Source organism: Pseudoalteromonas fuliginea (assembly GCF_000690055.1).
Lineage (GTDB): Bacteria > Pseudomonadota > Gammaproteobacteria > Enterobacterales > Alteromonadaceae > Pseudoalteromonas > Pseudoalteromonas fuliginea.
Window position 1 is genome coordinate 24,491 of sequence record NZ_JJNZ01000024.1, and the last position, 13,992, is coordinate 38,482.

Below are 13,992 nucleotides of genomic sequence, written 5' to 3' on the forward strand. Positions count from 1 at the left end.
ACTAACAATGGCTTTAACTCACCTTCAGCAACTTGAAGCTGAAAGTATCAAAATCATGCGCGAAGTCGCCGCTGAGTTTGAGAACCCAGTAATGCTTTACTCTATTGGTAAAGATTCGTCGGTACTTTTGCACTTAGCGCGTAAAGCATTTTACCCTGCAAAAATTCCGTTTCCGTTATTACACGTAGACACCAATTGGAAGTTTCGTGAAATGATTGAGTTTCGCGACCGTATAGCTAAAGAATACGGCTTTGATCTACTGGTACACAAAAATCCAGAAGGCATTGAAATGGGTGTAGGCCCGTTTACGCATGGCTCGGGTAAACATACCGACATAATGAAAACCCAAGGCTTAAAGCAAGCACTTAACAAATATGGTTTTGATGCTGCATTTGGTGGCGCACGCCGCGACGAAGAAAAATCACGCGCAAAAGAGCGTGTTTACTCGTTCCGCGATAAGCACCATCGCTGGGATCCTAAAAACCAACGTCCTGAGCTTTGGAACACCTATAACAGCCAAGTTAATCCGGGCGAAAGCATTCGTGTTTTCCCGTTGTCTAACTGGACTGAGCTTGATATTTGGCAATACATTTACCAAGAAAACATCGACATGGTACCGCTTTACCTAGCAAAAGAGCGCCCTGTTGTTGAGCGCGATGGCACCCTAATTATGGTTGACGATGAGCGTATGCCACTTAATGAAGGTGAAGTACCGCAAATGAAATCTGTACGTTTTCGTACATTAGGCTGCTACCCACTTACCGGTGCAGTTGAGTCAACAGCAAGTACTTTAACCGAAATCATCGAAGAAATGCTGCTATCTACGTCATCTGAACGTGAAGGTCGTGTTATTGACCATGATTCAGCCGGCTCAATGGAGAAGAAAAAACGTGAGGGGTATTTTTAATGTCTAGCCAAAATAACGATACATTTAACGAAGTAAAAGAAATAGGCATAGACGCCTACCTAGCACGCCAACAAGACAAAAGCTTATTACGCATGCTTACTTGTGGCAGCGTAGATGACGGTAAATCAACATTGATTGGCCGCCTACTGCACGACAGCCACCAAATTTATGAAGATCAGCTAGCAGCCCTTCATAAAGATAACGAAAAAGTAGGTAATGCAGGTGAAGATCTTGACCTTGCATTATTAGTTGATGGCCTACAAGCTGAGCGCGAGCAAGGCATTACCATTGACGTAGCGTACCGTTACTTTTCAACGGCTAAGCGTAAATTTATTATTGCCGACACACCTGGGCACGAGCAATACACACGCAACATGGTAACGGGTGCATCAACAAGTGATGTCGCCATTATTTTGGTTGATGCGCGTTACGGTGTGCAAGTACAAACCAAGCGCCACAGCTTTATTTGTGACTCGCTGGGCATTAAGCAGTTTGTTGTTGCCGTTAATAAAATGGATATCGTTGATTTTGACGAAACCGTGTATGAAAAAATTAAGGCCGATTACCTTAAATTTGCTGAGCAACTTAACGTATCAAACATTAAGTTTGTGCCTATGTCGGCGCTTAAAGGCGACAACGTAGTAACACGCTCTGCACATACACCGTATTACACCGACAAGCCGCTACTAGAATTACTAGAAGATTCGCCAGCAGCCGAAACAGATACAGGCTTTGAAGCGCGCCTACCGGTGCAATATGTTGTGCGTCCTAACTTAAACTTCCGTGGTTTTCAGGGCACACTTACATCGGGCAAGATGCACGTAGGCGATGCTGTAAAAGTATTACCGTCGGGTAAAACATCAAGCATTAAAGAAATTGTTACCTTTGATGGCAACCTAGACAGCGCCGAAGCTGGCCAAGCAATTACCGTTACCCTAAATAACGAAATTGATATTAGCCGAGGGGATGTAATCGTTCCTGCAAACTCAACGGCCGTGGTTACCAACCAGCTGCAAGCTAAAATTGTGTGGATGCATGAATCGCCATTAGTATTAGGTAAAAGCTATAACCTAAAACTAGGCAGCAAAAACACCTCAGCTATTGTTACAAAAATTGATTACACAATTGATGTGAACACGCTTGAGCACGGCACTAGCGACTCATTACAGTTAAACGAAATTGCGATTGTAACACTTGAACTAACCGAAACTATTTTGGCAGACGAGTACCACAGCAATCACGAAACAGGCTCGTTTATATTAATCGATCGCTTATCAAACCTAACAGTTGCTGCGGGTATGATTGAGCAAGTACTGCAAAGCCAAGCACAGCAAAGTAACTTTAGCGAATTTGAAATTGAATTTAACAGCTTAGTACGCAAGCATTTTCCGCATTGGCAAGCGCTTGATATTTCTAAGTTATAAGTTAACTTTAGCCTGTTAGGAATTTAAAAGCATGGTAGAACAGCTCGTTTTAACAGGCATTATGCTTACCTTAGTCGGGTGCCTTTTTGGCACCCGTATTAATCCAGCATGGTTATTTGTAAGTGCCATTGGTACTAGTTATTTAACCGGATTAATTGATCTTGAAAGCATGTTAATTAATTATGCTAACCCGTCGCTTATCACCTTAGTACTGTTGGTGTTAGTGTCGACCGCAATAGAAAAAACCACCCTAATTCAAAAGTTAGCGCAATCGCTATCCAAAGGTAGTTTAGTAAAGTCGGTAACAAAACTGGGGTTATCAACCGCCTTTTTATCGTCGTTTACTAACAATACTGCCGTTGTTGCATCGCTTATTACCGCGATAAAAGACAATCCTAATCACTCCCCTTCAAAGCTATTATTACCGCTGTCGTACACTGCTATTTTGGGCGGCACTATTACGCTTATTGGTACATCAACCAACTTAATCGTTAATGGCTTTGCTGTTGATGCGGGCATGGAACCGCTGGGCTTTTTTGACTTTACCTTAGTGGGTTTAGGCGCGTTAAGCGTAGGCCTAATTACCATTTTAGTAATGCTTAAATACTTACCCGACAACGGTAAAAGCGACCAAGAAGTAGTGCCTTTTTACCTAGAAGGTAAAGTACAAGCAAGCTCAAAATTAATAGGCCAAACCGTAGAAGAAAACGGCCTGCGTGATTTAAAAGACTTATTCCTTGCTGAAATCATTCGCGACGGGAGCCGCATTTGCGCAGTCACTCCACAGCAAATTATTCAAAAAGACGACGTGCTGCTGTTTGTAGGTGACATAAAATCGGTGCCATTACTTACCCGTTTCGACGGCCTAAAAGTAGTGCACGAAAATCATCAAAAAGACATAGAACACTTAGTAGAAGTAGTCGTAAGTCAATCTTCAAAATTTATTGGCAAAACCGTAAAAGAAGCCCGCTTTAGAGAGCAGTTTCATGCAGCCGTTATTGCTATTCGCCGTGGGCACGACCGCTTACAAGGCGGCCTTGGGCAAGTGCAATTACAAGCTGGCGACTCACTTATACTCGCACCAGGCAAAAACTTTTACAGCTTGCCTAATTTAAAGCGCGAATTTGTGTATATTTCAGGGTTTGACTTACAAGCCCACCTTGCGCCTAAACAATCAAATATTGTGCTACTGTGCTTTGCCGCAGTACTGGGTTTAAGCATTATTGGCATAGTGCCGCTGGTTAAAGGCTTATTAGTATTACTGATTGGCTTAATGCTCAGTGGCACAATAAAACTTAACGAAGTAAAACGCCGTTTTCCTATCGAGTTATTAGTGGTAGTAGGCAGCGCCATTGGCCTTGCTAAGTTAATGATAGGCACCGGACTTGCCGGGCAAATATCCGACGCCATGTTTATGGTACTTGGGGATTTTGGCCCGTACGGCGCGTTTATAGCCATATTTTTAATGACCGTATTATTTACCGAGCTTATTACTAATAACGCAGCAGCTGCCTTGTCGTTCCCTGTTGCTTACTCGCTCGCGGTTGGTTTTAATGTAGACCCGCTACCGTTTATTATGGCAGTTGCCTTTGGCGCATCAGCCAGCTTTATATCGCCATTTGGGTATCAAACTAATCTAATGGTTTATAGCGCGGGTAACTATCGCTTAAAAGATTACATAGTGATGGGCTTACCCCTTTCTATTATTTATTCAATCACGGTATTAACCTTGATCCCGCTGGTATTTCCGTTTTAATACCTGCGCTCACAGCATAAGAGACTCTCACTATGGATGAAAATATAGTTTGGCATAACTACGCAACGACAAAAGCACAGCGTAGTGAGCAAAAAAAACATAAGCCCGCTATTTTATGGTTTACCGGCTTTTCAGGCTCTGGCAAAAGTACCGTAGCAAACGCACTAGAAGCGGCGCTTAATCAGCAAGGTACGCACACTTACCTGCTCGATGGCGACAACGTACGCCACGGTTTGTGTAAAGATCTAGGCTTTAGCGACGAAGACCGCATTGAAAACATACGCCGCGTGGGCGAAACTGCAAAACTAATGACCGACGCTGGCTTGTTAGTACTTACTGCGTTTATATCGCCTTTTAGAGCAGAACGTGACATGGTGCGCAGCTTAGTAGATGACGGCGAATTTATCGAAGTATTTATCGATACCCCACTGGATGTATGCGAAAGCCGCGATCCAAAAGGCTTATACAAAAAAGCCCGCGCTGGAGAGATAAAACACTTCACTGGTATCGATTCAAACTACGAAGTGCCAAACAATCCAGAAATAATTTTAGATACAAGTAAAAACACCCTAGACCAATCGGTTACACAACTGATAACGTATCTAAAACAAAAGCACATAATATAGGTTAACCCCATGAATCAAACCGAACTGCTAGAAGAAACCCTCATCCTTGCCCGCAAAGCAGGCCAAGCGATAATGGGAATTTACGAAAAGGATTTTAACGTTGAGTACAAAGCCGATGAAAGCCCCGTAACCGACGCCGATTTAGCAGCTCATAAACTGATTGTGGCAGGGCTTCAACAGCTCACACCTGATATTCCAATACTCAGTGAAGAAAACGCCGACATAAGCTGGGATATACGCCAAACGTGGAAAAGCTACTGGTTAGTTGATCCAATCGACGGCACTAAAGAATTTATTAAAAAGAACGGTGAATTTACCGTAAACATCGCCCTAATCAAAAACGGCATTCCTATTTTAGCCGTAGTTGATGCACCCGCCCTTGGCGTATCGTACTTAGCTGCCGAAGCCATTGGCGCATTTAAAGATAAAGGCGATGAGCGAATTGAGCTTAAGGTAACTACCAAACCTAACAAAGGGTTAATTCGTGTTGTAGGCAGCCGCTCTCACCCATCACCCGATTTAGCCGAGTTTGTGAAACGCTTTGATGAGGTTGAAATGGTGTCTAAAGGCAGCTCACTAAAACTGTGTTTAGTCGCCGAAGGCAGCGCTGATATTTACCCCCGCTTAGGCCCAACCTGTGAATGGGATACAGGAGCAGGCCATGCCATCGCCGAAATAGCCGGTGCTAAAGTCACCCAACTTGATGGCAGCCCGCTTATTTATAACACCAAAGATGAATACTTAAATCCGTATTTTATTGTGAGTGCGATAGAAGAGTAAGAGCCAGAACTGTTAGCTGTTAATTCAAAAGCAGCTCAGCGTTAAGTTATTTGTAGGTCGGGATTTATCCCGTCATTTTGTCGGGCTAAAGCCAGACCTACAAAAGAGCTGCACCGTGACTACAACTCTGTATTCCGTGGGGATAGCTATGGAGATCATGCGCGTGCTTTATTTGAATATATCTTTTATTTCTTTATTCAACCTTTCAGCATTATCAAATTCAATACCTGCATCTACCGATATTGCTAACGATTTATTGGAATCAATGCCCAATAAGACATTTAGTTTCTGGTCTGCTACCCTAATATTAGATATGTCAAACTCAAAGCATTTATTAGCACAATCATAATCTCTCTCCCCTTCCTTTGTCGCAGAAATTAAAAACAGGCAGAAAAACATGTGGGCTTTTTCATTTTCAACCTTATTTAGTTCCCTAAAAAATATCATTATATTCTCTGGTTCTGAAGTGCTGGGTAATAAACCCAGTATTTCAACAACTAGTAGGTAGAATATATCCCGATCTTCGTTTGAAGCTCTTTGGTCGTCACTCTTGATCCTGATAAAAAAGAAGCTAAAAACTTCATGTGAATTGCCTAACGTTAAACATTCTGCAATTAGCCAAGCTATACTAAGTTCAATATCACAATTTTCACTGAAATTTTTGAATTTTAACTTTCTTTTATCGTTCTGACCCTCAAAAAAACCTGATAATCCCTTGGTTAGGTCATCACAGCAATCGGGTATAAAAAAGAACCGCTCTAGACCTAAACGATACTCACGCTCCAGTCCAAACCATTTATCTAAAAACTCTAGAATTTCAGCCGACTCTCTTAGCTCAACTACTTTTGCAATCAAAATTTGATCACTTAATTCTGTAGCATAGAGTTTTTCCTTTCTTGATAAACCCTCTCGTTGAATTCGATCTAAATAATTTACAGCGTTATTTGTACAGCCAACGGATTGCAAGTAGTTGAATTTTGGATTAACTGTGGCATTTGCTTCGTCACTCTTACCCCAGTCAATACTCAGCATATGCCCTACATATTGCTTTAGTTGTTCATCTTGAACACCATCATTACTTTTGCAAATCTCTATTATTTTTAACTCAAGACTTTTGGGAGCAGACCATCTATGTAATAGTTGATTTTCTTTTGTTGCTAACTTTTGATATCTGGAATACTGAACGGGGTAAACTTCTCTAAAAGCGGCCACCATCATCAATGAAATAAAATTAACTTCCCCCATCAATTTTTCAGGTTGCCAAGCTTGCTCCACTCTACGTAAAACTTTCTTTAAAACTCGGAATGAGTTTAAATGGCTATCAATATAGCTAGTAGATATTTCAAGTTTTTTCAATTCAGATGATAAGCTATCACGCTGCCCTTTGCATTGTTCATCTAGCTTTACCAAACCCCAGTGACCAATTATTTTATAACTTTCAATTTTTCTATATTTATTAGGCTTTAACGCATTTTCCAGGCAGAGCTTAGTATATTGATTCAGATAATCAAAACAGTCCAAAGCAGCAATATCTTCCCTATAATCAGTCGCTTTTGAGATCACTTCGGCAGCAACGTCTTTTTCATTTCCCATAGCGACGATAAAGTTGATATGACTTAAAGCTTCATTTTTCAATCTATCTAAAAGCGCAGCGATATCGTTTAGCCGCTTTTCACTTTCTTCATCAGTACCACGGTCAACGTCTTGCAGGGTGATCAATAATTTATGATTAGTTTCCTCTAATACTCCATTGAGTTTTTTAAAACTTTCTTCGATATCAACAGGGCCTGCGAGCAAGGTAGATACAAACTGAAATGCACTACCACCTGATTTTAGGGCTTCGGTATAGTGTTTAGGAAGCGCACGGAAAGCACACATATCAATATACTGGCTTATATCATCAATAATGTTACTGATCACCACATGAGCAACACTGCCGCTGGCTGCTCCCCATGTTGATATATCACTGTGTATCCAATAAATCTTGTTTTGTTGTTTTACTGTTAGCTTTTCTTTATCAGATGACTCCAACTTTACCTGTTTAGGCTTTTTAAGCTCGCTTGCTATTGCTGCAACAATGCTACTTTTTCCGCAACCGTATGGTCCACATAGCGCTATGTGCTGCGCCAAGTCTTCTTCATAATCATCACCTCCGTTACGCAGTCGCTCGGTGATACGCTTTGCATACACCTGTAGGTCGGGCTCTAACTTTTCTTTACTTTTAATAGTTGAGTCATCTTTGAACCACTCTCTGAAATCATCTAGATCCTTAAAATCATCACCTAAATTAACTCCAACAGAGCTGCTTTCGTTGTACGTTTTTTTTACTTCGCTGTTAGCGAGCAATCTTAAAATAACCGCAAAACAGTACAATAGGATAAATGTAATGATAATCGGCCATGGTGTATGGTAACAACCTGATGCAAGCAAGAGTGTTACTAAAATAATGAATAAGATGAACCATGACTTGTCACCCAACTTTTTGGCTTTCTCTTTGGTCTCTTGAAACAAAACAAATAATGCAGATGAAAAGAGAGTGATATGTAAATACTTCAAACTAGAAAGAAGTAGATCATCGTCAAGAAAATACGTTCTATATTCCGTATTCACAAAAAGATAAACAAGTAAGCCTGCTACTGATAACCACACTGCAATTGTCACTGGCGGATATCGCCAGTTAAATCCAATACTGCGTTTGGGGTGCGATATATAAAACTTATCAAGCAGGAGCTTTATGCCAATACCCGCTAAAAATGCACAGCTGTAATGTAGGATTGGATTCGCATTTAAAATAGCGCTCCAACTTAAATATGCCTTTTGTACAAAACCAACTTTGCTTAAAAATACAGTAATTGTTGCGGCGGTAATTGCGCACAATAAAAGAGAAAGCCAGCGTGTGGCTGTAATGGGGAGAGTTTTAACTTGCGACAACTTAATATCCTTATCAATACGTTACCTTGCCAGTGTATACCTTATATTTGTCGATTTGAACAGTCAGTGCTATCCATGATAATTTTTGTTCTTAGATTGAATAATACCGTATATCAACGTTTCACATTATTTATAGATAAAGATAAATACATGGATTTTATACAAGGAATAATAAATGCACGGATTAATTCGCTATACAGTAGAGCTATGTCCGGAAGTTAAAGGACAACTTATGCTAAACGGTAAACCAGTAGCAAACCAACTTATCCAAAGAGGCTTAACATTAGAAGATAAAGAGATAGATGAAGCCTATACTGATGAGCTCGGTTTTTACTCATTTTCCGCTAAATCAATTAAATCACGCAAGCCTGGCAGTATATTTTATGATCCAATGATCAGAGTCGTAATAGTGACTCACTTTGAAAGTTATCAGCATACTTTGTGGTTTGGATTTCAACTTGCACTTAAAACCCCAATTGGATTACAAAAAAGCTAAAGAATTCAAATGCAGATTTAAGTACTAAAGAAATAAAATATCAAATCATTGATTCAGAAGCACCCAGCGGTACACATAGTATTTGTCGCTGGGTAAACTAAATGATATGGAATAACACATTGATGTTTTATCCTGTTTATGGATAATCATCAAAATATGGATTATTAATTATCAACAAGGGATGTCGAATGCTTGGTCTAATTAAATATAAAGTTGAGCTTTGCCCAGAAGTAACAGGTCAACTTTTAAACAATGGGATTCCACTAGCAAATCAGCTCGTTGAACGTAGCTTGACCTATGATGATGAAGAGCTAGACAGTGTATATACTAATAGCGAAGGCTATTTCTCTTTCCCAGAAAAATCTTTAACCTCTCGCAAACCTGGTAGTATTTTTCATGAGCCTGTAGTTAGAATAATTATAGACTTAGAAAAAGATGGCAAGATTTTTAATCTGTGGATTGGGTTTCAGCATGGACTAAAAACACCTAAAGAATTTAAAAGACTTCTTAAAAATTTAAATGCCGATTTAACAAATGATGAAACCAAACATCACCTTATAAACCCTGAAGATTCATTGGATGAGCACTTCATTAAAAGTATTGCTCGTTGGGAAAAACAAAATTAAAAGGATTTACCGTGGCAACATTATCACCCATTTTATGCGCTGAACTTGCTAAAATTTCTTATGATATAAAAAAACCAGACCGAAGAGGTCGATACACAGTTATTGCATCAAACTATTTAGAAAATATTTTTTCCTTTGATTTATCCAACGGTCCGATAAAAGGAACCTCTGGCGGAGCAATTGCTCATGCTACAAGTCATCAAACAGGGTTTGTACTCGTTGGCAAAGGCACCTCTCCAGCTGGTCGCATGAACCCATTTAAAAACGATTTAGTACTTGCCATACGCGGGACTGCATCAATATACGATGCATCTACTGACTGTAGAGCTAATATAAGTGTATGTGACGGTGGGCATAGTGTACACGCAGGGTTTAACACTTTGTTTGAAACTTTGAAATTACAATTAGCCCCTTTATTACGTGAATTAAAGCCTAATGCTACAGTTCACTGTGTTGGTCATAGTCTGGGCGGCGCAGTTGCCTCATTAGTAGCTGACTGGGCAAAACGACGTTTTAGTTCAGACGTTAAATTATATACTTTTGGAGCCCCAAAAGTAGGCTTAACAAACTTTGCATTAAGCACAACAAATGCGTTGGAGCCCAAAAACATTTTCCGTTGCGTTAATGGTGGAGATGTTGTGCCTATGGTTCCATTCTGGCCATTCATGCAAGCTCCTTACAACGCTCCTGAATATAAAATGGATAACAATCAAATTATAGCTCCTTGGCATCATTTGATGAAATACTATACCCGAAACTCACAAAAGCAATCTTGGGATAGTATCAATAAAAGAGTGACATTTAACCCATTTAAACGCGTTACCTTAGATATTACTCATGCCACTCAAGTACAGCCTTCAATATATTGGATGAATCGCTTAAGTGAAGCCCTTATGACTGTGTTACGTCAAGCAAAACTTGGCACTTTAAACGCACTACAATCAGGCACTGCAAACGGCTTAAGCTTATACGACAAAATTGCGATGATTTTAGCTAATAATAATTTTCATACTGTAGATTTAACAGGCCCTATAAATGGATTACTTGCATGTATGCTGGCCTTTGCTGGTTATGCTAGAACTAAAATAAAGGAGTTATCTGCCGAGTTTATTAAGTGGGTATTCGAAAAAACACTTAAAATGGTTAATCGAATTGCTCAAAAAGCCCTTTCGGCAGTAGATTAAAAGCTAATAATTTCCAATAATAGTAATAAGCAAGAGCATAAAGCCTAAGCTTATTACTATTACAACCCCCACTACAGTTCACTTTTCAAACATCGTTTCATTTTCATTACACTTAGCAACTAAGCAACTAAGCAACTAAGCATGAAAACTACGTTAAAAGTTATATTATTGCGCGCAATTATTATTAATAATGGATGAGCACACACATGATAACACCTCAAGGTGTAACGCTTTCAAATACATCAATAAATAACACACTCTTTTACCTCAAAATAGAACCAGCACGATATACAATGGACGCTAAGTCTATTTGGCACGGCCATTGGTGCGGGTACTTTATTTTTACCTATTAATATTGGCATTGGCGGTTTTTGGCCGTTAATTATTTTGGCGTGTTTAGCATTCCCTATGACCTTTTGTGCCCACCGAGAGTTATCGCGTTTTGTACTTTCGTCGAAAAATAAAGATACGACTTTACCGACGTAGTTGAAGAGCACTTTGATGTAACTGCAGATCGGTTAATTTCCTTGTTGTGATTTTTATCTATATTCCCAATTTTGCTTATTTACGGTGTGGCTTAACCAATACTATTGATAGCTTTATGGTTATTCAAATGGGGATGGAATCGCCTTCTCGCGTATTGCTTTCAGGCCTATTGGTTGCGGGTATTATCCTTCGGATCTTGTTTTTAGTTTAGGACGAAAGTCAAAAGAAAAATCTGCTCCAGTTTACTCATGATGGCTGTTATAAATTTTTTCTAATTACCTACCATTAACTGAAAGCTTTTTAAAAGCAACAACCCTTAACGATTTTGCTGGGCGATAAAAGCAAGCGAGTGCTGATTGAATAAGTCAGGACGTTCCACATTACAGACATGGCCACAATGGTGAATAGTTTGCAGTACGCTATTTTTATGGCGCTTAACCATTTCTTTAACAGGGCCAAGGAACATATGATCCTCCTTACCCATAATGTACAGAATGGGAATATCAATGTCTTTTTCTTTGAAATATTGCATTAAAGGATTTACATCCATGGCTAATTTAAACCATTTTATAAACTCTTTTTGGCACAAGCGCTTTGCTTCACGAACAAACAAAAGTCGAGATTCTTTATGACGCTTTTTCGGCATCATAATAAAAGCAAATAAGCGATACAACCACATATAAGGCAGGAAGTGTTTAAAAGTATTACCTAAATAAACCAATGTATTACTGCGAGTATTAAAACGAGTAACCGCTCCACCTAGCACCATGCTAGAAACATATTGCGGCGCAATTTCAGCAATATTTCGAATAAGAATTGTGCCCAATGAAATACCAACAAAGTGTGCGCTGGTAATATTGTTATGATCTAACACATCTATGATGTCTTTAGAGACATTATTAAATGAATAATTATTATCAACAAAGTTTTGTAGTAGATTATTCGATTTGCCGTGACCGCGAAGATCAAGCAACAACACATTATATTCTTTTTTATACGCTTTAAGCTGACGAAACCAGATTGCCGAACTACCACCGGCTCCATGGACAAATACAACCCATGTTTTACTGGCTTCGTGTGGAAAAATAGTATGGAAAAGAATTTCTGTACTCATTGCAGTTAGCGGCCTATTTACTTCATTTGGCATATTCAATTGCAAGAAGTATAACGGAGTTTAATAAAAATCTCTCATGAAGTTCAGATCAATAGCTCCTACTTAACAACTTTTCGGAGCAGATTTTGATTTTTAAATAAAAACGACTCGCTTCTATTCTCAACGTATTTTAGGCGCTTGCCCGTGAAAATCTAAATACAGTTTTTTAAGTTTGTCAGGAACAAGTGGCCAACCTATTTCAATTCCAATGGGAGTAGCCTTGCAAAATAAGTGCTCAACGTAATAAGTGTCTATGTACTCAAGTTCAGCAGGACTTGCAGAGTCTAATTTTAGACTCATATATGACAAGTGCTTTAGAGCATTAGTGACTTTATTTTCGTTGAATGCAAAAGTTGTTAAGTTTGCAAACTCTTCCATGCGAAAAGTAAGCGCCCAACTTTCGTGTTTATCCATTAGCGGGATCACATCTGGAAACTTACATTGTATATCCTTAATGAATCTTATTATTTCTTGCTTTTCCATATACTCCCTTGCTGCACATAGTTATACAAATGCCATTGTACCAGCTAAAAATAATTTGGTGGGGCACGGACAAAGCCAACTGTTCTTGTCCGCGTTTACGACCTCGTTAACTTAACGTTTTGATAACCATACCCACACCATATAATTTTTTAAATGCCTAAATATTGTTTTTATTTAAGACTTACGCTCAATACGTTAAGTTTTTTTAAGGCCGAAAATTATTTTTTAGTAAGCTTCCAATCGCCCTGCACCACTTCAAAAACCCACTTAAACTATTGCTTATGTTAACTTTTTAAATAATTACGATATAAAAATATCAGTCTTCAGCAACTCTATGAAACAGCTAAACGTATATTAATTTAATATCTTCACATAAAGATACTTGACACAAAGTTAATTCTTACATATCTTTACGTCGAGATTCTTTACAACCCTTTAACTTTAAATTGGAGAACATTATGAAAAACATTATTCAAGTAGCTGGCATTATCGACCGAGAAGAAGCAAATCTAATGCTGGAGTCTGGCATTGAGTGGCTTGGCTTTCCTTTGCGCTTACCTTCTGGAAAAGATGATATTTCTGAAACAGATGCAATGAGCATTATTAAAGGCTTAAGTGAGCCTCAAGCCGGTGTGTTGATTAGCTATATGGTAGATGCTGAAGAAGTGAGCGGTTATTGCAGTGAGCTAGGTGTAAAAGCAGTTCAACTACACGGTGATATTAGTGTGGCAGAAATGAAAAAGCTTAGAGAGCTGCGCCCTGATCTTTTCTTATTAAAAAGCCTTGTTGTGAAAGAAGACAATGCTGAAGAGCTGTTAGAAATTGTTGATACCATGGCTGACTTTGTTGACATGTTTATCACTGATACGTTTAACCCTAAAACGGGTGCTAAAGGCGCTACTGGTTTAACGCATAACTGGGACGTAAGCGCTGAACTTGTTAGACGATCTCCAAAACCTCTAATGATGGCTGGCGGTTTAACGCCTGAAAATGTAGCTGATGCAATCTATAAGGTTAAACCAGCCGCAGTTGATTCACATACGGGATTAGAAGGTAGCGACGGCAGAAAAGATGCCGCTAAGGTGAAGAAATTCATTCGCGAAGCTGAAAAAGCATTTTCGGAGATCAATGCTTAATATA

At 39.3% G+C, this 13,992-nt stretch carries 12 protein-coding genes and 1 pseudogene; 10 read left to right on the forward strand and 3 right to left on the reverse strand.

The features are described 5' to 3' along the window. Positions 1–7: 7 nt before the first annotated feature. Genes cysD through cysQ form a run of 5 tightly spaced genes read left to right on the forward strand, consistent with a single transcriptional unit; the run spans position 8 to position 5,493 of the window. On the forward strand, positions 8–907 hold the full coding sequence (gene cysD / locus DC53_RS12610; protein ID WP_033029149.1) for a sulfate adenylyltransferase subunit CysD: 900 nt from the start codon (positions 8–10) through the stop codon (positions 905–907). Then, complete coding sequence (gene cysN, locus DC53_RS12605) at positions 907–2,331, forward strand: sulfate adenylyltransferase subunit CysN (protein ID WP_033029151.1); 1,425 nt, start codon at positions 907–909, stop codon at positions 2,329–2,331. Before cysD ends, cysN begins: the two co-directional genes overlap by 1 nt. A gap of 31 nt (positions 2,332–2,362) precedes the next feature. Continuing rightward, positions 2,363–4,087 (forward strand): SLC13 family permease, encoded by a 1,725-nt coding sequence (locus tag DC53_RS12600; RefSeq protein ID WP_033029153.1) that lies wholly within the window; start codon positions 2,363–2,365, stop codon positions 4,085–4,087. 32 nt (positions 4,088–4,119) lie between these two features. Then, positions 4,120–4,713: an adenylyl-sulfate kinase gene (gene cysC, locus DC53_RS12595; RefSeq protein WP_033029155.1), complete on the forward strand. Its 594-nt coding sequence runs from the start codon at positions 4,120–4,122 to the stop codon at positions 4,711–4,713. Between the two features lie 9 nt (positions 4,714–4,722). Then, positions 4,723–5,493: a 3'(2'),5'-bisphosphate nucleotidase CysQ gene (gene cysQ / locus DC53_RS12590; RefSeq protein ID WP_033029157.1), complete on the forward strand. Its 771-nt coding sequence runs from the start codon at positions 4,723–4,725 to the stop codon at positions 5,491–5,493. 168 nt (positions 5,494–5,661) lie between these two features. Here cysQ and DC53_RS12585 read toward each other — a convergent pair whose 3' ends face one another. Beyond that, positions 5,662–8,424, reverse strand: coding sequence for a P-loop NTPase fold protein (locus DC53_RS12585; RefSeq protein WP_033029159.1), 2,763 nt, complete (start codon positions 8,422–8,424; stop codon positions 5,662–5,664). Between the two features lie 175 nt (positions 8,425–8,599). On the opposite strand from DC53_RS12585, the gene DC53_RS21370 reads away from it, so the two are divergent. From DC53_RS21370 to DC53_RS22560, 4 genes and pseudogenes are all read left to right on the forward strand, one after another. Continuing rightward, a complete protein-coding gene (locus DC53_RS21370; RefSeq protein WP_050484129.1) occupies positions 8,600–8,920 on the forward strand; it encodes a DUF6795 domain-containing protein in 321 nt (106 codons plus the stop codon). Positions 8,921–9,108: 188 nt separating this feature from the next. Further along, positions 9,109–9,546 (forward strand): DUF6795 domain-containing protein, encoded by a 438-nt coding sequence (locus DC53_RS12580; protein ID WP_033029161.1) that lies wholly within the window; start codon positions 9,109–9,111, stop codon positions 9,544–9,546. An 11-nt stretch (positions 9,547–9,557) separates the two neighbouring features. Beyond that, positions 9,558–10,730 (forward strand): lipase family protein, encoded by a 1,173-nt coding sequence (locus DC53_RS12575; RefSeq protein ID WP_033029311.1) that lies wholly within the window; start codon positions 9,558–9,560, stop codon positions 10,728–10,730. A gap of 206 nt (positions 10,731–10,936) precedes the next feature. Beyond that, positions 10,937–11,403 (forward strand): annotated as a pseudogene (locus tag DC53_RS22560) (aromatic amino acid transport family protein); the annotation flags it as partial. 129 nt (positions 11,404–11,532) lie between these two features. On the opposite strand, the gene DC53_RS12565 reads toward DC53_RS22560, so the two are convergent. Together DC53_RS12565 and DC53_RS12560 are read right to left on the reverse strand one after the other, a co-directional pair. Beyond that, entirely contained in the window at positions 11,533–12,330 is a 798-nt protein-coding gene (locus tag DC53_RS12565; protein WP_033014826.1) for an alpha/beta fold hydrolase, read from the reverse strand. Between the two features lie 159 nt (positions 12,331–12,489). Then, entirely contained in the window at positions 12,490–12,852 is a 363-nt protein-coding gene (locus DC53_RS12560) for a DUF7674 family protein (protein WP_007376280.1), read from the reverse strand. Between the two features lie 458 nt (positions 12,853–13,310). On the opposite strand from DC53_RS12560, the gene DC53_RS12555 reads away from it, so the two are divergent. After that, a complete protein-coding gene (locus DC53_RS12555; protein WP_008133429.1) occupies positions 13,311–13,988 on the forward strand; it encodes a phosphoribosylanthranilate isomerase in 678 nt (225 codons plus the stop codon). Positions 13,989–13,992: the final 4 nt, after the last annotated feature.